This window comes from Haladaptatus sp. ZSTT2 (assembly GCF_037081775.1).
In the GTDB taxonomy this organism is placed as follows: Archaea; Halobacteriota; Halobacteria; order Halobacteriales; family Halococcaceae; genus QDMS2.
Map to the genome: position 1 here is coordinate 1,978,507 of NZ_JBAMHQ010000001.1, position 19,424 is coordinate 1,997,930.

The following is a 19,424-nucleotide window of genomic DNA, read 5'->3' on the forward strand; positions in this document are numbered from 1 at the left end:
TGAAGTTGCCACTGTAATTCACCTACCCGTGCTGATTTGCCCGATGAGGAGATAATAATTCACGAATTATCACGTTTAACTGGTTATTTCTGTGATAGCTCGTCGTTGGCGGGTTGTTACACCGCTCTACGCCCAAATCGCGCCCTCCGTAACCACTTTATCTCAGTTCATTGAACGAACGCTAATGACTCGGTTCGTGTGTGTGTCGTGCGGTTCGAGACTTACAACCGCCGTCAAAACGCTCACTGACACCGATCGTCTCTTCGACCACGATTCTGTCTCGTTTGACGAAACCGGCGCCACAGCATACCTCCCCGAAGGCGTCTATTTCGTCGCCACCGAGACAACGAATCCTCGCGAGTACGACGTTGGTAATTTCATCGTCAACATCCAGAGTGCGCCGGGAACAGTCATGTCCCACAACCACAGCCGAACTGCTGGCTGTTGCGGACTCGACGGCCTCGACGACCCGAACGTCGTCTGCGAAAACGGCCACGAAGTTGGCACTCAACGCTCCGATTGCTGGACACTGCACTACGTCGCGTTCCACCCTGAGTTAGTTGAGATGGTTGAGGGATGACGTGCGTTTGTCTCAATCGTATCCATCGACTCGCTTCGCTTGCCGTGTTGCGTCGTCAAAATGTATGGACTTGCCGGGATTTGAACCCGGGGCCTCTTCCTTGCGAAGGAAGCGATCTGCCGCTGATCTACAAGCCCGAACGCGGTTTTACGTAACCGGTGTCGTTATTTGAAGCTTCGTTTTTCGTCCGTGCGAGTGACACGCTCACAACCCCGAGAGGGGGCCGGGATGCTGTTCCCTCTGTGCGTGTTCGAAAAAGGCGCGGATGCGCCGGAGTCAGTCTTCGAGGACGATCTCGATGCTGACGTCGTTGGGAACCTGAATGCGCATCAGCTGACGGAGTGCACGCTCGTCGGCGTCCAGGTCGATCAGCCGCTTGTGGACGCGCATTTCCCAGTGCTCCCACGTTGCCGTCCCTTCGCCGTCAGGGGACTTGCGGGTGGGGATTTCCAGCGTTTTCGTTGGGAGCGGCACCGGACCGCTCAGGTTGACACCGGTCTTCTCCGCGATTTCGCGGACGTCGCTGCAGATTTTGTCGAGGTCCACGGGGCTGGTGCCCGCGAGCCGGACGCGTGCTTGTTGCATTGTGGTTTACCGTTCGTTGACGGAGAGGACCTTGCCGGCCGCGATGGTCTGACCCATGTCGCGGACTGCGAAGGAACCGAGCTCCGGAATCTCGGAGGACGGCTCAATGCTGAGTGGCTTCTGTGGGCGAACGGTGACGACTGCTGCGTCGCCGTTCTTGATGAAGTCCGGGTTCTCCTCTGCGACCTCACCACTGGCTGGGTCGAGTTTCTGGTCGATGGACTCGATGGTACACGCGACCTGTGCCGTGTGGGCGTGGAAGACTGGCGTGTAACCGGCGGTGATGACGGATGGGTGCTGCATCACGACAATCTGAGCCTGGAAGGTCTCTGCGACCTTTGGTGGGTCCTCTGCTGGACCACAGACGTCACCGCGGCGGATGTCGTCTTTGCCAATGCCACGGACGTTGAACCCGACGTTGTCGCCTGGTTCTGCCTGTGGGACTTCCTGGTGGTGCATCTCGATCGTTTTGACCTCACCGGAGACGTCGGACGGCTGGAACGAAACGTTCGCGCCGACGTCGAGGGTGCCGGTCTCGACACGGCCGACTGGGACCGTACCGATGCCGGAGATGGTGTAAACGTCCTGGATTGGGAGACGCAGTGGTGCGTCCGTCGGTGGCTGTGGTGCTGGAAGCGAGTTGAGTGCTTCGAGCAGGGTTTCACCGTCGTACCATGGCGTGTTGTCGGATTCTTCGGAGATGTTGTCACCCTCGAATGCGGAAATCGGGATGAAACTCGCGTCTTCCGTGTTGAAGCGAACCTGCTTGAGGAGGTTCTTGACTTCTTTGACAACTGCCTTGTACTCGTCTTCGTCGTAGTTGACGACGTCCATCTTGTTGATGGCGACGATGAGCTCGTTGATGCCGAGCGTACGGGCGAGGAACACGTGCTCACGGGTCTGTGGCGCAACACCGTCGTCTGCGGCGACGACGAGGACGGCGTTGTCTGCCTGGGACGCGCCCGTGATCATGTTCTTCACGAAGTCGCGGTGACCAGGACAGTCGACGATGGTGAAGTAGAATTCATCCGTGTCGAACTCCTGGTGGGCGATGTCGATGGTGACACCGCGTTCGCGTTCTTCTGCGAGGTTGTCCATCACGTAGGCGAACTCGAAGCCACCTTTGCCTTTGGACTCTGCCTCTTCGCGGTGCTGTTCGATGACGTGCTCGGGTACACTCCCTGTCTCGTAGAGGAGTCGCCCGACCAGCGTACTCTTTCCGTGGTCAACGTGGCCGATGACGGCCAAGTTCTGGTGCGGTTTGTCTTCGCTCATTGGTATCTCACGCACAGAGGCGCTATATCGGGTTCTTTTGGGAGTTGCGGTTAAAACAATTTCGGAACGCTGCTCGCGTCACACCGCCGCCGTCGGGCGTTTTGACAACCCATGGCACGGTTGTGCCACCCTATCGCAGTCGGCCGATGTCAGCCAGTACGGCGGTGGCCGTCTCCGGGCCACCGGCCCCGCGACCACTGATATTGAGTCGTCCCGCGTGCTTTGTCTCCAGTTGGACGATGTTCCGCGTGCCACTCACCGCGAGCGCACCGTGTTCGGGCACGAGTCGTGGCCCGACGCGCACCGAACCGTCCGACACCTCGCCGATGAGTCGAATCGTCTCGCCGTCTTCTGCGGCGAGGTCGAGCGCGCTTGGCGGAATCGAGGAGATGCCCCGCACCTCCGCGTCAGCCAGCGTGTACTCGCGCGCACCCTCCGCGAGGACGTTCGCGAGGATGACGCACTTGAGCGCGGCGTCGGTTCCCTCCACGTCGAAGGTCGGATCTGCTTCGGCCACGCCGAGGTCTTGGGCCTCTGCGAGGACGTGTTCGTACCCGAGGCCTTCCGCGGCCATGCGCGTGAGGATGAAGTTCGCCGTCCCGTTCAACACGCCGCGAACGGCGGTGATGTTGCGCGACCCCATGTCCGCAATAGTAGAGAGGGCAGGAATGGCTCCGGCCACAGTTGCTTCGAATAGCACCTCACCTTCGCTTTCGCGTTCGAGCGCGCGCACGTCGGCGTAGCGCTCTGCAACCGGCCCTTTGTTCGCGAGGACGACGTCGCAGTCTGCTTCGAGGGCGGCCCTGACGTGGCTGAACCCCGGCTCTGCGTCGCCGAGCGTCGTCGGCGTCGCCTCGACGAGTACGTCGTAGTCGCCAGAGAGGACGGTTTCCGGGCTCTCAGCACCGACTGCTTTCCCGCGCTCTTTGCGGTCGAGCGCGTGGGCAACGTCAATGCCAGACGCGTCGATGGCCGCGCTCTGTGAGTCCGCGAGCGCCGTGACGGTGTGGCCGTACTCGCCGGCCAACTCCGCGACCGAGCGGCCAACAGCACCGGCTCCAAGGATGGCGAGTTTCATTGGTCGCCTCCGTCGAGAAGCGGTTCAACGACCTCTAAGCCCTTTTCTGCTGCAATCCCCCGCACGGTTTCGAGCACGCGCTCTGCCTTCCCGCGTTGGGTGGCAAGCCGCATCCGGGCACACGACACCTCGTCAGTGCCGTTTGGCGCGGTTAGCGACACATCTGCGACCGAGGCACTCGTACACTCTTCGAGCCGCGTGAGCGTATCAGAGAGGTCCGTCTCGACCAAGTGGCCGATGAGCACGATGTTCATCTCCTCGCCGTAGCGCTCGGGGCCAGCTTTGGTGACGTTCACACCGTTTTCTCTGAGCGCGCCCACGATGGTCTCGAAGCGCTCTGGGGTCGCCTCGAAATCGACTTCGACGGGGATGCGCCCGCGTGGGGTAATCGACCCGCGCTCGTGGAAGATAGAGAGAAGGTTCCCCCCGTTGTTTGCGATTGGTTCGAGCGCGGCCAACAGTTCACCGGGCTCATCGGTGAGTTCGAGTCGGACGATGTAGGCCCGTGTGTACTGCCCGCCGTCGGTCGTTGCTTGCTCACTCATCTAGACCACCCGACGACGCGCGTCGGCGAGGCGCAAGCCGCCGTAGGGCGGGCCACCGAACGATGTTCGATGCAAAAGGCCTGAATCATGCGTTCCACTCACTCGTGCGACGATAAAAGCCTGATGTAACATGCAACCGTTGGTAAAATTCGCCGCACTGTCACATGGTGAGCTGACTGCGTTGCTCTCGGTCTGCTGAAAGAAAGATAGAGTCGCACCCGAACCCGCCGGAAGGCGCGTTCGGCCTTTTTCAGGCGTGTTTTTCAAGGAGGGGTTCGCCTGCGGCGAACCCGACGATGAAAAAGGTGCGCTTTAGAAGTAGTTGATCGACTCGGGCAGTTCGAGTTTCATGCCCTTGCGCTCGCGGATTTCGCGGATGGTCTCTGGCTGGAGGTTGTCAGCCATGTCCTGGAAGCCTGCGTTCTCCGTGTTCCAGGAGGCGCGGCCTTCCGTCGCGGAGCGGAGGTCGGATGCGAATCCAATCATCTCCTGCACTGGGGCAACGCCTTCGACAACCATGACGTCGCCGTCCTGGTACATGTCGTCGACGCGGCCACGGCGACCCTGAATCTCGCCGGAGGCGGCACCCATGTGCTCGGTCGGCACGTCGATGCGGACGTTCTGGATCGGTTCGAGCAGCGAGATCTCACCAGCGATGAGCGAGCGGTGGATGGCGTCGCGGGTTGCCGGGATGACCTGTGCTGGACCGCGGTGGATGGCGTCCTCGTGGAGCTTTGCGTCTTCGAGGCGGAACAGTGCGCCTGCGACTGGCTCCTTTGCGAGTGGGCCGTCGTCGAGGGCCTCTTCGAGACCTTCGATGACGAGTTCCATCGTCTCGTTCAGGTGCTGGATACCCTTCGTGTCGTCGATGAGGATGTTCGTCCCGTAGATGTGTTCGACGTTCTGGGCGGTGTCCTTGTCCATGCCGGCTTCCATGAGCGCCTCGCGGCGTTCGAGTTCTGGCATGTCCATCGTCGCTTCACCGAGCTTCAGCAGCTCCACGATCTCTTCCGAGAGTGGCTCTACGCGGACGTAGAAGCGGTTGTGGCGGTTTGGCGAGATGCCTTCGACCGTCTGGGAGGCCTTGCGCGGCTTCTCACGGTAGACAACGATAGGCTCACCAGTCGTGACAGGGATTCCCTGGTTGCGTTCGATACGCTGGGTGATGACTTCGAGGTGAAGTTCACCCTGCCCACTGATGAGGTGCTCGCCGGTGTCCTCGTTAATCGTAATCTGGATGGTGGGGTCTTCTTTGGAGACCTGGCGAAGCGTCGCGATGAGCTTTGGCAGGTCGTCCATGCTCTTTGCCTCGACGGACTTCGTGATGACGGGTTCGCTGATGTGCTCGATGGACTCGAACGGCGTCATCTCCACGGAGGAGACGGTGGAGCCAGCGATGGCGTCGCGAAGGCCCGTCACGGCTGCGATGTTACCTGCAGGGACGCGCTCGACTTCCTCGCGTTCGCCACCCATGTAGAGGCCGACAGACTGGATGCGGTTTTTGCCCGCAGTCCCGGAGACGTAGAGTTCCTGACCGCGCTCGATGGTCCCGGAGAACAGGCGACCGGATGCGACTTCGCCTGCGTGTGGGTCCATGGCGATGTCCGTGACCATGAAGACGACTTCGCCGTCGTCGTCGACGTCACGCATCTGAATCGCGATTTCGCTCTCTGGGTCACCACGCCAGACGGTCGGGATACGACGTGGCTGCGCTTCGATTGGGTTCGGGAAGTGCTCTGCGACCATGTCCAGCACGACGTCCGAGAGCGGCGAGAGCTCTTTGAGCTCTTCCGTGTTGTCGTTCTGGTTGTAGTCGATGATGTCACCGAAGTCGATGCCGGTCTCCTGCATGGATGGGAGGCTGACTGCCCAGTTGTAGAGGGCAGAACCGAAGGCGACAGTCCCGCTCTCGACGGAGACCTTCCAGCCGTCTTCCTCGTATTTCTCCTCTGCCATGCCGCGGATGAGTTCGTTGACCTCGCGGATGACCTTCTGGAGACGCTGTTGCATCTCCTGTGGGCCTTCCTGCAGCTCGTTGATGAGGCGGTCGACCTTGTTGATGAACAGTGCTGGCTTGACACCCTCGCGGAGTGCCTGGCGGACAACCGTCTCAGTCTGGGGCATCGTGCCTTCGACTGCGTCAACCACGATGAGCGCACCGTCGACTGCGCGCATCGCACGCGTCACGTCGCCACCGAAGTCGACGTGGCCGGGCGTGTCGATGAGGTTGATGAGGTGGTTTTTACCGTCCCATTCGTGGGTCATCGACACGTTTGCCGCGTCGATGGTGATGCCACGTTCCTGCTCGTCCTCCTCGGTGTCCATCGCAAGCTGGTGGCCTGCAAGGTCCTTGGAGATCATACCTGCCCCCGCGAGCAGGTTGTCGGTCAGGGTTGTTTTACCGTGGTCGATGTGCGCCGCGATGGCCATGTTCCGGATGTGCTCCGGCTTGTCCATCAGGCGTTCACATTCCTGGACAATCTTCTTTCGTCGGCCCATATGGGCTAACCTTCCGGCAGGAGGTTCAAAAGGATAGTGTTTCGTGCGAGCCAGCGCTGACACATCAATTCTGCCGAATATCCTGGCGAAACCCGCTCAGGAGGTGTTTTCTCTCTAAACCACACCTCTGCCTTTATTCAGCTCCCAAACCGAGAAAACGAGGCGTACGTCGCTCGAAATCGCCGCAAACCGTCTCTGCCACCTGTATGTCAACAATCCCCACAAAATACTTCTCTCACCCTGCCGTTTGGTATGTATACACATGGATGTCCGTGTGCCAGCAGGCGTGTCCCAAGACCCGTTTCTCGGGGCACAGTACCTCTTTGAGACCGAATACGACCTCGACTGGCCAGTCATCGTCACGGTTCGCGACAACCCCGACGAGCGCACGTGGACGGCACACTACGTCGAACACCACTTGCTCAACATTTCGAGACAGGCCGCATCGAGCGCGATGGCCCGCGAGCTCGTGCTCCACGAGTACGCGCACATGTACCGCTACGAGCAGGGCCACCCCTCCCACCTCCAATCGACCGCAGAAGCGCTCGTCCTCGCGTTCACCGGGCGACAGGTCGAGCAGCGAAAGCTCACCCACTGCTATCAGATTGCGAATCACATGAAGGACATCTACGCCGACGATATCACTCTCGACGTGTACCCGGCGACGAAACTCCTCGCGTTCTTAGAAGCCAGCCTCGCAACCGCCGTCGCAAACCGGCCTATCGACCGGCCCGGAGCCGTCCGCCACACCCCGGCCGCAGACCCGGATATCACCGCCGTAAACGCCGCGTTCGCACTCGGCCTCGCCGAGCGCCACGACCTCATCGAACCAGACCACCGCCTCTACGAACTCGCCGCCATCGCGGCCGCAGACGCACCGAACGTCAATTTAGATTCGTTCAAGCGCCGATTCCGCACGCTCTCACGCGACACGAATACGAGCGAGTATCGCAAGGCGCTCGTGGATATCACGAGAAAATATGCCATGCACACCGGCGGTGCGGGCGACGCGGCAGCCGACTGAGCCTACGCCAGCCCGACGGTCTGCAAGGCGACGTCGAGTAACGACCCATCAGACCCATCGCTGTCGGTGGTGTTCGTCGTATTGTCGTCGAGCACCGTCCCCGTGGTATCGGTGGTGTTCTCGACGAGGTCTGTCGTTTCGGTGGTCGTCTCATCGACCGTTTCGACGGTATCGTCAACCGTTTCCTCGGTGGTGTTTGTCGTCTCATCGACTGTCGTAGTCGTCTCTTCGGTTGTACTCTCGACTGTTTCGGCGGTGTCGTCAACGGTCTCCTCGGTGGTGTTGGTGGTGTTTTCGACTGTTTCAGTCGTCTCTTCGACGGTCCCTGACGTGTCAGTGACCGTTTCGTCAACCGTATCGGTAGTATCGTTCACCGTCTCAGTCGTGTCGTTCACCGTCTCATCAACGGTCTCTGAGGTGTCGTTCGTCGCCCCGCCGGTGGTGTCGTCAACGAGGTCTGTTGTGTCGTCTACCGTCTCATCCACGGTATCCGTCGTGTCGTCGGTGGTGTTGTCTACTGTGTCCGTCGCGTCGCCAGTCGTGTCTCCGACGGTGTCGGTGGTGTTGTCCACCGTCTCCGTTGAATCATTGACTGTATCGTCTATCGTGCCGGTCGTGTTGTCCACACCTTCCTCTATCGTCTCGGTTGGATTCTCGATGACGTCGTCCACGGTGTCGGTGGTGTCATCAACAGAGTCTGTGACGTTGTCGGTGGTCTCATCGACCGTATCAACCGGGTTGTCGAGTGTTTCGTTTACGGTGTCGGTGGTGTTGTTCACCACGTCTGGCACGTCCTCCGTCGTGTCGTCCACCGTCTCGGTGGCGTCATCCGTCGTCTCGTCCACCACATCGGTCGTCTCGTTCAGGTCGGGCGTGGGGCTTTCCGAGTTCGAGGAGTTGTTGAGGAGGTCTGGTGGCAGCTCCAAGCCGCCGGGTTCGGGGGCGTCTGCTGCCGCATCGGGGCCGGCTATCAGCTCCATGTTCTGTGAGTCGAGCGAGTCAGCAGACAGGTAGTACGCCTCGACGACGGTCGGGGAGTCTTGATCGAGCGGGATGCACGCGTGCAGCGTGGCGAGCGTGTTCACCAGCTGGTTCTCGCCGTTGGTGTACATGACGAGCGACTGGTTTACCCGACTCTCTTCCATCTCAATTCGCTTCTGGATGGAACTGGCGTTCATGTAGATGGTCACGTCCTTCATCGTCGCCTTCGTCACCGTGACCTTGTTCACGTCAGGTGCTTGTTTCTCTGCGCAGATGAGACCGCCATTCTCGTCTAAGTCGATGGCACCGGTTTCGACGGTGAACGATTCGCGGTCCTCGACTTCTTCGGGGGCCGCGCTCGCCACGTCGGTTGCGAGAAAGCCGACGCCGACACTCGTTACGACGAGCGACGCGGCGACGACTGCCAGAACGCTACGCACTGGCCTCACCGGCGCTTGTGTCGTCGCCTGTTTTGCGCTTGCGTTCCCACGCAACACAGAGATTCCCGCCGATGATGCCGATGAGCATGCCGATGAGGAGGCCACCGAGCGCGCCCATGAGTGAGAGAATCGAGAGCACCACGCCCGCCACGCCGAAGATGGTCGCGTGTTCCGGCATGGCGAGTGCGCCCACGCCCGTAAGGAAAACGAATGTGGCGAACACTAGCCCGATGATGGTGAACGTCCCACCGATGAAGATGAGTTCGCCCGCGAACTGCAGCGGGACGTAGCCGATGATGAGGCCGGCGAGGAGGAGCAACACGCCACCGAGGAACGGTCGCTTCACTCGCCACGCGGTAAACTGGTTGTGTCGCCGTCTGAGGGGAGCTATTCCCGGAATCATGGTGGTGTTGGTCTGCTCAGACGCCATGGGTCTCATTCTCCGTCGCCGCTGGTTTCGTCGTACTGTCCGTCGCCGTCCGCGTCGTACTGGATGTCGAGTTCCAGCCCGGGCAGACTGATGGTGTTGGTCGCCAGATAGTGGGTGTTAATCTTGGCGTTTTTCAGCACCTGGGCAGGGCCGTCGCTGTCGATGCTGACCGTCCGTCCCTCGATGTCTTCGGTCGCAGATCCCGACTTGATGTCGAACTTTCTGGTCGGATCGTCGGAGTCGTGTTCATCGATGAGCTGGTGGTTGAACGTCGCCTGCTCGGCTTGGATGTTGCTCACCTTGATGATTTGCTGATCTGCTTCGACCGTCTCACTAGAGGTCATCACGATGCGCGCGTTCCCGCTGAGGCCGGGTATCGAATCGACGTCGAGTTCTTTGATGAGTTTCATCCCGTCGATTTCGACCCCTTTCTGCTCGACGACCGCCATGGGGTAGGCCCCTTGCTCGCTTGTGTCGTCGGAGCCGGGGTAGATAACGGCTGAATCGGCTCGAATCTCGTCTGCTTGAATCGTAAACCCGCCGATGCCTGCGAGCGGCGCGGCGTAGGCCGTTCCCGTGGACATTACGAGAACGCCCACGAGCAGGAGGGTTCCGAACGATGCGCTCATTCCTTTCGCCAGGAGTGCTTTTCTGTACATGGGTATCACTGAGGATGACGACGGGTGTGGCGGGGCACGCGTCGAGTGACTATCCCTACTGTTGGGAACCCGCGCGTGACCTGTCGTCACATACCACGTGCAAGGCCAGAACTCCATGTCACAGTTTCCCCGGGATAACCCGGGCTTTTATGATAAATTGTGTGGAATAGAAACTTTACACTTCTACTATTAATTGAAAAACTAGTATTTTACTCGACCTGTCCGGTTTTCATGCACGTACCCTCGGTGCCTATAAACACCCGGGTGCAGACTGCACGACGTTTTTCACACGGTCGGTCGAACTGCGTGCCATGACAGAGACTCGCACGCTCGCCGTCGATATCACCGGCGAACAGGTAGAAGCCGCCGTTGCCGGTGGCCTGTTCGGCGCGTTTCAAGGCGGACTGCTTCTCCAGCTCTGGAATCCGGATGCCATCCGCGAGATTGGCGCAACCGTGGGGATGGCGTCACTGAACGGTGGCTGGCTGGCGCTGTTTGGCTACGGCGTTTTATTCGGTGTTCCCTTCACCGCGGCTGTCTCCGGGTCGGCTGACACCCTCGTCACCACCTTCACCGCACTCTCGCGTCGCAACGCAGTCCTCGAAAAACTCCTCGACCCACTGTTGAGCCGCTCACCGCTCGGCGCGACGCTGTTCGCGCTCGGGCAGGGCTACGGCATCGTCGTTGGTCTTCTGTTCTGGAGTCTTTTCGTACCCGGCTGGCTCGCCGTCCTCGGGCACTCCACTGCAACCCCTGTTTTCGACCCCGTTGCGCTCTTCAGCTGGGCGACCTACGGCGGCATGATGGGGCTGGTGTACGGACTCATCCGCGACCACTAACGGGCGTTACCGACCGAGAACCCGGTCTACCGCCCGCCGCACCGCGGCCCCGACGAACGCACCACCCACCGATTCGAGGGTGATGAACACCAGTATCGTCAGCAAGATGAGTAGGTGTCCGGTTCCACCCATGTGGTCGTACCACGGACTCACCGGGCCAACGGCGTTCAGCAACACCGATGGCGGCTCGCTGTAGAGGCCAATGAGGCTCCCAATCAGTATGACGACGAGCCCACCCGCAAAGCCCGTGATGGCTCCGACGACAAGCCCGTGTGCAAGGCCGCGAACCCCGCCACCTGCCGCGTAGGCTGCGACGAACCCGGCGAGCACCCCGCCGCCAACGATACCGAGAATGGGAATGATGAGGGCGTTCAGATTGACGAGTACCCCGACCGTTGACGCGCCGACGAGCACCGGTATCGAGAACTCAACGTCGGGAAGCCCATCTCTGGAGACTGGAACGCGAGTGTCTGTCTCTGTCATTCACCTAGGCGACTCTGTAGCTCTCAAAAAGGCTGCTGGCGGGAACACACGGGTGTTTATACGGGCGAACGCCGTCGCTCGCGACGTGTGAAATGTGAGAGAAGGGAACGGTTACCGAGCGGCGGCGGCGACGCGCTCTTTCTCTTCTTTCTGCCCGATCGGGTACGACTGGACGTCGTAGTCTGCTGCGCCCATCAGCTGGGATGCAAGCGCCTCTGCGGCGCTGGTTGGCTTCTTGTAGGAGCCACTGTACGCACCCTGTGCGATGAACTTCAGTGCTTGGTCGACACGGCGCTGTGGCGCAACGTCGACGGCCTGTGGAACCGAGATGCCACCGTACTTGAGACGGACGGTCTCTTCACGGGGCGAGGAGTTCTCGACGGCGCGAACGAGAATCTGGACGGGGTTCTCGTCGGTGCGCTCTGCGATGATGTCGAACGCGTCGCGGACGATGGAACTCGCCTGCTGTTTTTTGCCCGTGTTCTCCTCGGTCTGCATCAGACGGTTGATGAGCCGTTCGACGATGCTGACTTCGCTCTTCTGGAACTGCTTGTTCGCGTGGCGTCCCATCGTGTGGGCGATGGGCGTCACGGTGATGTAGCGTTTGGTGCTCGGGTCCGTGTATTCGATTTCCGACACGTCCCACTTGCCAAACAGCTCAGCGACGGTGCTTGCCTCTTCTGCGTCGACTGGCTGGTCTGGCTCTGGAGCTTCCTCGTCGCTCATCGGACTGGCTTCTCCTTGTTGCCACGGACGAGTTCGATCATGGACACGCCATTGACCTTCTCGACCTTGTAGTTGACACCCGAAAGGTCACCCATTGCGCGACCCTTCGCGCCGCCGATGCCGGCGATGGTGACTTCGTCGTGTTCGTCAATGAACGAGATTGCGCCGTCACCAGGACAGAAGGCGGTGACTTGCTTCCCGTTCTTGATGAGTTGAACACGGACACATTTTCGGATTGCAGAGTTGGGCTGTTTTGCCTCAATGCCCACTTTCTCCAGGACGATACCTCGGGCCTGCGGTGCGCCCTCGAGAGGGTCAGACTTGACGCCGAGCCCTCGGGCGCGCCGCGCGTACTCAGAGTCGGACCATCGGTGTGACTGACGGTCCTTTTTGAGCTTCCGCGCGGCGTACTTGCCGTTCGCCATAGTACGCTTTCGTACCTGATGGAGCTACTTAAGCCTCCCTTTTCGCACCCGCAGACGGGCGCTCTGTGGCGAATGTGGCTCGTGGTATCACGCGCCCGGGGTCGATAAAAAGATTATTACGGTTTTCGCGTCTACATTTGCCTATGTCCACCCCTCCGAACACCGAACCTTCCTCGGGCCAGGAGTTCTTAGAAACTCTGTTTCGGTATTCGTTCGTGTTGAAGCTCATCGGCATCGTCGTTGGCCTGTTTGTCTTTGGCTATCTCATCGATACCTTCGGCGCACCGAACTCCTTTACCGGCATCGTCGTTGGCATGTCTTGGAGCCTCTCTGTCCTCCTTGCGCTCGCCATCGTCATCATAGGTGGCCTTTCGCTGATTCGCCAGGCACTCGAGTAAGTCGCATTTTTCAGGTATCCCACGGTTCACAGACGCACAGAGCGACCGCTGTCGGTCGTCGGTCGCCACAGAAAATCCGCCTCGCGCGTGCGGGTCAGGTTAACTGGATGTCGTCGATGTCGTGGTGGCGCTTTGCAAACAGGCGCGCCGCGTGGATGTTGCGCCCGCCTTTGCCAATCGCCACGCCCACATCTTCCTGTGCCACCTCGGCGTAAGCCACCATGTCGTCGTTCCGACTGATGGTGACGTGATACACCGCGGCGGGTGCGAGCGCGTTCGCGACGAACGCCTCGGGCGTGTCCGCGTTTTCGATAAGTTCGATGTCGCGGCCAAGTTTGTCTTCGACCTCTCGGACGTGCGCCCCGCCGGGGCCTATCGCTTGGCCCATCTCACCCGCGCCGACGAGGATGAGTACGCGGTCGTTTTCCTCATCGACCACGCAGTCGCGGGCGCTCGCGCCGGTCACGTCCTCGAAGAGGGCAATGAACTGGCGCGCTTGGTCCGAGAGGGTGACTTTCATCAGTCTGCCTGCTCCGCACCCCGGTTTATCGACCCCATTCTGAGGTCGACGTCGCCGGTACCGAGTCGAATTGGCTTCCCAACGATGACGTTCTCGGTGACACCGTTCAGGTCGTCAATCTCGCCGTGGATGGCCGCGTCGAGCAGGTGGTTCACCGTCACCTCGAACGCTGCACGGGCGAGCACGGACTCCTTGCTGCCGGAGATGCCGTGACGACCGATGGACTCGATCTCGCCGCGGTTGGTCATGATGTCTGCAACGAGCATCATGTGGCGGATGTTCACGTCGCCAAGCCCCTGTTCTTCGAGCGTGTTCATCGTCTCCTCGATGATTGCCTCACGCGCCGCTTCGATGCCGAGCGTGTGGTGAATCTCGTGGATGTTGTTACACGTCGTCCGGGAGGCGTCGACACCTTCGATGGTGAGCGCCTCACCGAAGGCCGACCCTTCGGTGTAGAGGACGAACTGGTCTTCGCCGTCTAAGTCTTCCTTGCGGATGACGACACGGCGCACGTCTTCGATACCCTTGAAGACGATTTCGCGCAGCTCTTCTACGAGCTGCAGGAGGTCGCGATAGCTTGGTTTCTCTGGACCGAACTCGATGGACGTGCCGTTCTGGACGGTTTTCACGCCGAGTTTGTCCTCGATGATGCCCGCGACGTCCTCTGCGGTCAGGCCCCGCTCTGAGAGCGTGTCCTGATTCAGATTCACCTGCACGAGCATGTCCGCGACGTTCGTGCTGATGTCACCGAGCGCGAGGATGCGCGTCGCTTCGACGTTCCAGACGACTTGGTGGGCGAGTTCCTTGTCGGTGGCGTACTCGTCTTCTAAGTAGACCGTCATCATCGGCGTGTCCGGCGTCTTGCGGGCGTCCACCAGCTCGATGAGCCGGGGCAGCCCCTGGGTCACGTCGATTTCTGCCACACCCGCGTAGTGGAACGTGTTCATCGTCATCTGCGTCCCCGGCTCACCAATCGACTGGGCACTCACGGTGCCAACGGGGTCGAGTGGGTCAACGCGGGTTTCGATGTAGCGGTTTTCGACCGCCATGACGATTTCTTTGGCCTGCTCGTCGGTGACGTTGCGCTCTTCTAACGTCTGGTAGAGTTTCGTCTTGAGGCGCTTTGGGAGTTCGGTCGCTTCGACCTGCTCCTGGATGGCCTTGGGTACGTCGTAATCAGTCATCGGATTCTACCCCCGTATCGTTGTACGCTGCTTCACGTGAGTCTGCGTACTCGGAGAGGTTCGTTGGCGGCCGCTTGAGGCCGAGATACTCCTCTTTGCGTCGTTCGGACTCGAACTCTGCATCGAGGACGCGGTCTGCAATCTGGTCGACGTCGATGTCGTAGTCTTGGTACGAGGAGACCTTCACCGGACTCGTGCCGTCCTCACCGAACTCGAACTGGACGATGGTGTCGCTCGTGTCGCGCACCGTGCCGTCGTACTGCGTTTCGAGTTCCGAAAGGGCGTTGATGAGCCGACGCTGGAGGTACCCGGACTTCGAGGTGCGGACTGCCGTGTCCACAAGCCCCTCGCGGCCACCCATCGCGTGGAAGAAGAACTCACGCGGGCTGAGGCCCTTCCGGTAGGAACTCTCGACGAAGCCGTGGGCGTCCGCCGAAAGATCGTCCTTCTGGTAGTGGCTGAGGGTGCGGTCTTCGTAGCCGCGGTTGATGCGCTCGCCGCGCACTGCCTGTTGGCCAACACACGCGGCCATCTGCGTCAGGTTGAGCAGGGAGCCACGCGCCCCGGATTCGGCCATGATGACCGCCGGGTTGTCGTCTGCGAAGTGCTCCTCTGCGATGTCACCAGCAGAGTCACGGGCTTTGCCGAGCGTCTGCATGATTTTCATCTCGAGGGTCTCGTCAACCGTCCGGCCCGGCAGGGACTCTAAGTCACCGTTCTCGTAGGTCTGGATGAGTTCCTGGACGCGCTCGTAGGCGTTGTCGATTGCCTCGTCGATCTGCTCTTCGGCTTCCTTCTCGATGGACTCGTCGTCGATACCGAGCGAGAACCCGAAGTGCATGATGGCACGCATCGCAAGCGAGGAAATCTCGTTGATGAAGATGCGCGCACGGGTTGCCCCGTACACCTTCATGATGGTGTCCACGACTTGTCCACCGAACGCACCGACTGCGTCCTCGTCGATGGTGCCTTCGAGCAGCTGGCCGTTCTCGATGATGACGGTGTCGCCGGTCGAGGACGTGAACTCGAGGCTCAGGTCGCCCGGCAGGAGTTCCGAGAAGATGGTGTGACCCGTCCAGTACGGGATGCCCTCGTCGTCCTCGCCGTCCGGCGCTGGCAGCTCGTCTACGCGCGTCGCACGGAGCAAGTCGAGTGCCTGCGTCTCGTTGAATTTCGGATTCTCGTGGGTGAGCAGGTACGTACCCGAAATGTGGTCCTGGATTGCGCCGATGATGTTCTCACCGAAGCGTGGCGAGAGAATCTGCTCCTGGACACGCATCAGCACGCGTGCCTCGGCACGCGCCTCCTCGTTCTGGAGGGCGTGCATGTTCATCTCGTCGCCGTCGAAGTCGGCGTTGTACGGCGGACAGACAACCGTGTTCAGGCGGAACGTCTTGTACGGCATCACGACCACTTCGTGGGCCATGATGGACATCCGGTGGAGCGATGGCTGCCGGTTGAAGATGACGATGTCACCGTCGACGAGGTGGCGGTTGACCTCCCAGCCAACCTCGACTTTCTCTGCGAGCTCCTCGCAGTTTTTGTGCGTGACCTTCAGGCGTCGGCCGTCAGGGCGGCGCACGTAGTTCGCGCCGGGATGTCCGTCCGGACCGTTTCGAACGTACGTTCGCGCTTCCTCTAAGGTGCGCTCGGTGACGTTCATCGTCTGGGTCATCTCCTTTGCGACGCGGTCTGGGACACCGACTTCGTTGAGCGAGAGGGTCGGGTCCGGACTGATGACCGTCCGCGCAGAGAAGTTGACACGCTTTCCTGAAAGCGAGCCACGGAAGCGCCCTTCCTTGCCCTTGAGACGCTGACTGAGCGTCTTGAGCGGGCGACCCGAGCGGTGGCGGGCCGGTGGCGTTCCCGAAATCTCGTTGTCCATGAACGTCGTGACGTGGTACTGAAGCAGTTCCCACAAGTCCTCGATAATCAGCTGTGGGGCACCAGCCTCACGATTCTCCATGAACCGCTGGTTGATGCGGATGATGTCCACGAGCTTGTGCGTGAGGTCGTCCTCACTGCGCTGGCCGTTGTCGAGCGTAATCGAGGGGCGTGCGGTGACCGGCGGAACCGGCAGCACGGTGAGAATCATCCACTCTGGGCGCGAGCGCTCTGAGTCGATGCCGAGTACATCGAGGTCTTCGTCTGGGATGTCCTCGAACCAGTCGCGGATGTCAGAGGGCATCAGCTTGTTCATGTCCTCGACCGTGAGGTCGATTTTGAGCGCCTTCTCTAAGGCGCGGCGGTCCATCTCACGCGGGCGGAACTCGCCCGAGAGGATTTCGTTGATGCGCGAGATGTCGATTTCCGTCTTGTTTGCGAGGTCCTGTGGGGAGGTACCCGCACGGTCTTCTTCCTCGTTTGGCTGCATCGCCGCGGCGATTTGCTCTGCGTAGTCGGAGGCCAGCACGTCCTGGACTTCGTAGTACGTCGTTGGCTTCTCGTGCTGGATGTCGTACTGCGTCTCGCCACAGAACGGACAGGCATCGGCCTTGCGGGCCTGTCGAATCGCGGCTTTCGTCACGTCGTTCAGGTCGTTGCCGAGTTCGCGGGCGACTTTCTGTTGCTCGCGGAACTCGTCGCGCTCTTCTTCGGTGAGACAGAGCCGCGAGCAGTCGCGACACGTCCCGCGCAGGAGGCGGCGGATGAGTTTTGTAAAGCCGACGTGGATGACGGGCGCGGCGAGTTCGATGTGGCCGAAGTGGCCGTTACACGACCCGGAGTGTTTCCCGCAGGTCTTACACTGCAGGCCGGGGTCGATGACACCGAGACGCGGGTCCATGAGGCCCATGTCGATGGGGAACCCGTCGTCGTCGTAGGTGTCTGCGGTGATGATTTTCGTCGCGCTCATCTCTCGGTACTCCTCGGGGCTCATCAGGCCGAAGCTGATAGAGCCAATCTCTTTGGGTGTGTTGTTGGAACTCATACTGCGTCCTCCAGTTCGAGGCGTGGAGCGATGCCGAGCGCCTTCATCTCGTCAAGCAGGAGCTTGAACGCGTAGCTCATCTCGATTTTGTGGATGTCCGTCTCCTCGCCACAGTTTGGACAGTAGACGCGGTGCTGGTCGACGTTTTCGACCGCACTCATGCCACAGTGGCCACAGACGTAGATGAACTCCCGGTCGGACTCGTCGAGCAGCCGCTCTTTGAGCGCCATGGCCGCGCCGTGCCCGATGAGCACGTCGCGCTCCATCTCCCCGACACGAAGCCCACCTTCACGCGCACGCCCTTCGGTCGGCTGGCGCGTGAGCACCTGCACCGGACCGCGCGAGCGCGCGTGAATCTTGTTCGAGACCATGTGGTAGAGCTTCTGGTAGAAAATCACGCCGACGAAAATCTCGGCGTCAATCTTCTCACCGGACACGCCGGAGTACATGACCTCTTTGCCCGCAGAGTTGTACCCCTGGTCGAGCAGTGCTTGGCGAATCTTCTCTTCGTTCTCGCCGGTGAAGGCCGTCCCGTCAACGCGGCGGCCCTCAAGGGAGCCGACCTTGCCGCCGAGCATTTCGAGAACGTGGCCCACCGTCATGCGCGACGGCAGGGCGTGTGGATTCAACACGAGGTCGGGCACGACGCCCTCTGCCGTGAACGGCATGTCTTCTTGCGGTGCCATGTGGCCCACGACACCCTTCTGCCCGTGACGGGAGGCGAACTTGTCTCCGAGTTCGGGAATCCGCTCGTCGCGGACCTTCACTTTCGAGAGTTTCGAGCCGTCTTCACCCTCCATCAGCGTGACGGTGTCGACGACACCGTTTTCGCCAGAGCGCATCGTGACGGAGGTTTCACGGCGCTTCTGTGGCGAGAGACCGCCCATGTCGTCCGGTTCTTCGAGGAAGCGTGGCGGACTCGTCTTGCCGAGCAACACGTCGTTTTCGGAGACGACGGTTTCAGGGTTGACGAGGCCGTCTTCGTCTAAGTGCGTGTACGCTTCTTCGCCGCGTGCGCCGCGCACTTCGTCGTCCGGAATCTCGAAGCGGTCTTCCTGACCACCTGGATACCGGCGCTCTTCGCCCTCGTAGGTGCGGAAGAAGTGCGAGCGGCCGAGCGCGCGCTCGACCGAGTTCTTGTTCATGACGAGCGCGTCCTCGATGTTGAACCCTTCGTAGCTCATGACCGCGACGACGAAGTTCTGTGCCGCCGGGCGGTCGTCGAAGCCAATCTGTTCGGTGGTCTGCGTCTTGACCATCGAGAGCTGTGGGTAGTGCAGGAGGTGCTGGCGCGTGTCGGGACGGATGCGGTAGTTCGCCGCTGGCATCCCCAGCGACTGTTTGACCATCCCCGACCCCATCGTAATCCGCGGTGAGGCGTTGTGTTCCGGGTACGGAATCATGCCTGCACCGATACCGAAGATGAGCTGTGGGTCGATTTCCAGATGCGTGTGGTCCTCGGTAATCTCCTCTGGGTCGACCGCGACGTAGATGTCCTCTTCTTCCTCTGCGTCGATGTACTCGACGTAGCCTCGGTCGACGAGATCGTCGAATTCGAGTTCACCGGCCGAGACTTTCTCGACTTCCTCGTCTGAGACGAGCAGTTCGCCGTTCTCGACGATGAGGAGCGGACGGCGGGCGCGGCCCGCGTCTGCGTTGATGATGACTTCGCGGGTGCGACCTTTCACCGAGACGTTCACCATCTCGCTGACGTCGCCGCGTCGTCGGGCCTCTCGGACCTGGTTTGCAAGCTGTTCGGGGTCGGGGTGCGTCCCAACCAAACTGCCGTTGACGTAGACTTTTGCTTCTCTTCCCTGGCTCATA

The 19,424-nt window shown here is 60.6% G+C and carries 19 protein-coding genes and 1 tRNA gene; 4 read left to right on the forward strand and 16 right to left on the reverse strand.

Annotated elements, in window-relative coordinates:
• Positions 1–184 precede the first annotated feature (184 nt).
• Positions 185–580 carry a hypothetical protein gene (locus tag V5N13_RS10865; protein ID WP_336360774.1) on the forward strand — a complete coding sequence of 132 codons (396 nt, stop codon included), beginning with the start codon at positions 185–187 and terminating at the stop codon, positions 578–580.
• 65 nt (positions 581–645) lie between these two features.
• Here V5N13_RS10865 and V5N13_RS10870 read toward each other — a convergent pair.
• The 6 genes from V5N13_RS10870 to V5N13_RS10895 form a co-directional block, all read right to left on the reverse strand.
• Positions 646–717 (reverse strand) — tRNA-Ala (locus V5N13_RS10870).
• A gap of 139 nt (positions 718–856) precedes the next feature.
• On the reverse strand, positions 857–1,165 hold the full coding sequence (rpsJ, locus tag V5N13_RS10875) for a 30S ribosomal protein S10 (protein ID WP_332897942.1): 309 nt from the start codon (positions 1,163–1,165) through the stop codon (positions 857–859).
• 6 nt (positions 1,166–1,171) lie between these two features.
• Positions 1,172–2,440, reverse strand: coding sequence for a translation elongation factor EF-1 subunit alpha (tuf, locus tag V5N13_RS10880; RefSeq protein WP_332897943.1), 1,269 nt, complete (start codon positions 2,438–2,440; stop codon positions 1,172–1,174).
• 130 nt (positions 2,441–2,570) lie between these two features.
• Positions 2,571–3,518, reverse strand: coding sequence for a homoserine dehydrogenase (locus V5N13_RS10885; RefSeq protein WP_336360775.1), 948 nt, complete (start codon positions 3,516–3,518; stop codon positions 2,571–2,573).
• Positions 3,515–4,063, reverse strand: coding sequence for an amino acid-binding protein (locus V5N13_RS10890; RefSeq protein ID WP_332897945.1), 549 nt, complete (start codon positions 4,061–4,063; stop codon positions 3,515–3,517). Before V5N13_RS10890 ends, V5N13_RS10885 begins: the two co-directional genes overlap by 4 nt.
• A 312-nt stretch (positions 4,064–4,375) precedes the next feature.
• The gene (locus V5N13_RS10895) at positions 4,376–6,562 is read right to left on the reverse strand and encodes an elongation factor EF-2 (protein WP_336360776.1); all 2,187 of its coding nucleotides are present in this window, start codon (positions 6,560–6,562) and stop codon (positions 4,376–4,378) included.
• Positions 6,563–6,824: 262 nt separating this feature from the next.
• Here V5N13_RS10895 and V5N13_RS10900 point away from each other — a divergent pair, with 262 nt between their 5' ends.
• Positions 6,825–7,586, forward strand: a complete 762-nt coding sequence (locus tag V5N13_RS10900) for a DUF5781 family protein (RefSeq protein ID WP_336360777.1) — start codon at positions 6,825–6,827, stop codon at positions 7,584–7,586.
• Positions 7,587–7,588: 2 nt separating this feature from the next.
• Here the strand turns inward: V5N13_RS10900 and V5N13_RS10905 are convergent, their stop codons facing one another.
• Genes V5N13_RS10905 through V5N13_RS10915 form a run of 3 tightly spaced genes read right to left on the reverse strand, consistent with a single transcriptional unit; the run spans position 7,589 to position 10,066 of the window.
• Positions 7,589–9,007, reverse strand: a complete 1,419-nt coding sequence (locus V5N13_RS10905) for a hypothetical protein (protein ID WP_336360778.1) — start codon at positions 9,005–9,007, stop codon at positions 7,589–7,591.
• A complete protein-coding gene (locus V5N13_RS10910) occupies positions 9,000–9,437 on the reverse strand; it encodes a DUF6114 domain-containing protein (protein WP_336360779.1) in 438 nt (145 codons plus the stop codon). Before V5N13_RS10910 ends, V5N13_RS10905 begins: the two co-directional genes overlap by 8 nt.
• A 5-nt stretch (positions 9,438–9,442) precedes the next feature.
• Positions 9,443–10,066, reverse strand: coding sequence for a DUF6230 family protein (locus V5N13_RS10915; RefSeq protein WP_336360780.1), 624 nt, complete (start codon positions 10,064–10,066; stop codon positions 9,443–9,445).
• A 341-nt stretch (positions 10,067–10,407) separates the two neighbouring features.
• Here V5N13_RS10915 and V5N13_RS10920 point away from each other — a divergent pair, with 341 nt between their 5' ends.
• On the forward strand, positions 10,408–10,935 hold the full coding sequence (locus tag V5N13_RS10920; RefSeq protein WP_336360781.1) for a hypothetical protein: 528 nt from the start codon (positions 10,408–10,410) through the stop codon (positions 10,933–10,935).
• Positions 10,936–10,941: 6 nt separating this feature from the next.
• On the opposite strand, the gene V5N13_RS10925 is transcribed toward V5N13_RS10920, so the two are convergent.
• The 3 genes from V5N13_RS10925 to V5N13_RS10935 all read right to left on the reverse strand — a co-directional run bounded on the left by V5N13_RS10925 (position 10,942) and on the right by V5N13_RS10935 (position 12,569).
• Entirely contained in the window at positions 10,942–11,418 is a 477-nt protein-coding gene (locus V5N13_RS10925) for a hypothetical protein (protein ID WP_336360782.1), read from the reverse strand.
• Positions 11,419–11,529: 111 nt separating this feature from the next.
• The gene (locus V5N13_RS10930; RefSeq protein ID WP_336360783.1) at positions 11,530–12,144 is read right to left on the reverse strand and encodes a 30S ribosomal protein S7; all 615 of its coding nucleotides are present in this window, start codon (positions 12,142–12,144) and stop codon (positions 11,530–11,532) included.
• On the reverse strand, positions 12,141–12,569 hold the full coding sequence (locus V5N13_RS10935; protein ID WP_276245555.1) for a 30S ribosomal protein S12: 429 nt from the start codon (positions 12,567–12,569) through the stop codon (positions 12,141–12,143). Before V5N13_RS10935 ends, V5N13_RS10930 begins: the two co-directional genes overlap by 4 nt.
• A gap of 143 nt (positions 12,570–12,712) precedes the next feature.
• Between V5N13_RS10935 and V5N13_RS10940 the strand changes: the two genes are divergently transcribed.
• Positions 12,713–12,967: a hypothetical protein gene (locus V5N13_RS10940; protein WP_336360784.1), complete on the forward strand. Its 255-nt coding sequence runs from the start codon at positions 12,713–12,715 to the stop codon at positions 12,965–12,967.
• Positions 12,968–13,061: 94 nt separating this feature from the next.
• On the opposite strand, the gene V5N13_RS10945 is transcribed toward V5N13_RS10940, so the two are convergent.
• Genes V5N13_RS10945 through rpoB form a run of 4 tightly spaced genes read right to left on the reverse strand, consistent with a single transcriptional unit; the run spans position 13,062 to position 19,423 of the window.
• Positions 13,062–13,487, reverse strand: a complete 426-nt coding sequence (locus V5N13_RS10945) for a NusA-like transcription termination signal-binding factor (RefSeq protein WP_336360785.1) — start codon at positions 13,485–13,487, stop codon at positions 13,062–13,064.
• Positions 13,487–14,671: a DNA-directed RNA polymerase subunit A'' gene (gene rpoA2, locus V5N13_RS10950; RefSeq protein ID WP_332897956.1), complete on the reverse strand. Its 1,185-nt coding sequence runs from the start codon at positions 14,669–14,671 to the stop codon at positions 13,487–13,489. Before rpoA2 ends, V5N13_RS10945 begins: the two co-directional genes overlap by 1 nt.
• Positions 14,664–17,600: a DNA-directed RNA polymerase subunit A' gene (locus V5N13_RS10955; RefSeq protein WP_336360786.1), complete on the reverse strand. Its 2,937-nt coding sequence runs from the start codon at positions 17,598–17,600 to the stop codon at positions 14,664–14,666. Before V5N13_RS10955 ends, rpoA2 begins: the two co-directional genes overlap by 8 nt.
• Positions 17,597–19,423: a DNA-directed RNA polymerase subunit B gene (gene rpoB / locus V5N13_RS10960; protein ID WP_336360787.1), complete on the reverse strand. Its 1,827-nt coding sequence runs from the start codon at positions 19,421–19,423 to the stop codon at positions 17,597–17,599. The genes V5N13_RS10955 and rpoB overlap by 4 nt, the downstream gene beginning before the upstream one ends.
• Position 19,424 lies beyond the last annotated feature (1 nt).

Bases quoted from the DNA above. Each gene is read 5' to 3' on its own strand.
- tuf (WP_332897943.1), bottom strand. From the start codon at position 2,440: ATGAGCGAAGACAAACCGCACCAGAACTTGGCCGTCATCGGCCACGTT.
- V5N13_RS10900 (WP_336360777.1), top strand. From the start codon at position 6,825: ATGGATGTCCGTGTGCCAGCAGGCGTGTCCCAAGACCCGTTTCTCGGG.
- V5N13_RS10940 (WP_336360784.1), top strand. From the start codon at position 12,713: ATGTCCACCCCTCCGAACACCGAACCTTCCTCGGGCCAGGAGTTCTTA.
- V5N13_RS10890 (WP_332897945.1), bottom strand. From the start codon at position 4,063: ATGAGTGAGCAAGCAACGACCGACGGCGGGCAGTACACACGGGCCTAC.
- V5N13_RS10930 (WP_336360783.1), bottom strand. From the start codon at position 12,144: ATGAGCGACGAGGAAGCTCCAGAGCCAGACCAGCCAGTCGACGCAGAA.
- rpoA2 (WP_332897956.1), bottom strand. From the start codon at position 14,671: ATGACTGATTACGACGTACCCAAGGCCATCCAGGAGCAGGTCGAAGCG.
- V5N13_RS10865 (WP_336360774.1), top strand. From the start codon at position 185: ATGACTCGGTTCGTGTGTGTGTCGTGCGGTTCGAGACTTACAACCGCC.
- V5N13_RS10955 (WP_336360786.1), bottom strand. From the start codon at position 17,600: ATGAGTTCCAACAACACACCCAAAGAGATTGGCTCTATCAGCTTCGGC.
- V5N13_RS10895 (WP_336360776.1), bottom strand. From the start codon at position 6,562: ATGGGCCGACGAAAGAAGATTGTCCAGGAATGTGAACGCCTGATGGAC.
- rpsJ (WP_332897942.1), bottom strand. From the start codon at position 1,165: ATGCAACAAGCACGCGTCCGGCTCGCGGGCACCAGCCCCGTGGACCTC.
- V5N13_RS10945 (WP_336360785.1), bottom strand. From the start codon at position 13,487: ATGAAAGTCACCCTCTCGGACCAAGCGCGCCAGTTCATTGCCCTCTTC.
- V5N13_RS10935 (WP_276245555.1), bottom strand. From the start codon at position 12,569: ATGGCGAACGGCAAGTACGCCGCGCGGAAGCTCAAAAAGGACCGTCAG.
- rpoB (WP_336360787.1), bottom strand. From the start codon at position 19,423: ATGAGCCAGGGAAGAGAAGCAAAAGTCTACGTCAACGGCAGTTTGGTT.
- V5N13_RS10925 (WP_336360782.1), bottom strand. From the start codon at position 11,418: ATGACAGAGACAGACACTCGCGTTCCAGTCTCCAGAGATGGGCTTCCC.
- V5N13_RS10915 (WP_336360780.1), bottom strand. From the start codon at position 10,066: ATGAGCGCATCGTTCGGAACCCTCCTGCTCGTGGGCGTTCTCGTAATG.
- V5N13_RS10920 (WP_336360781.1), top strand. From the start codon at position 10,408: ATGACAGAGACTCGCACGCTCGCCGTCGATATCACCGGCGAACAGGTA.
- V5N13_RS10885 (WP_336360775.1), bottom strand. From the start codon at position 3,518: ATGAAACTCGCCATCCTTGGAGCCGGTGCTGTTGGCCGCTCGGTCGCG.
- V5N13_RS10910 (WP_336360779.1), bottom strand. From the start codon at position 9,437: ATGGCGTCTGAGCAGACCAACACCACCATGATTCCGGGAATAGCTCCC.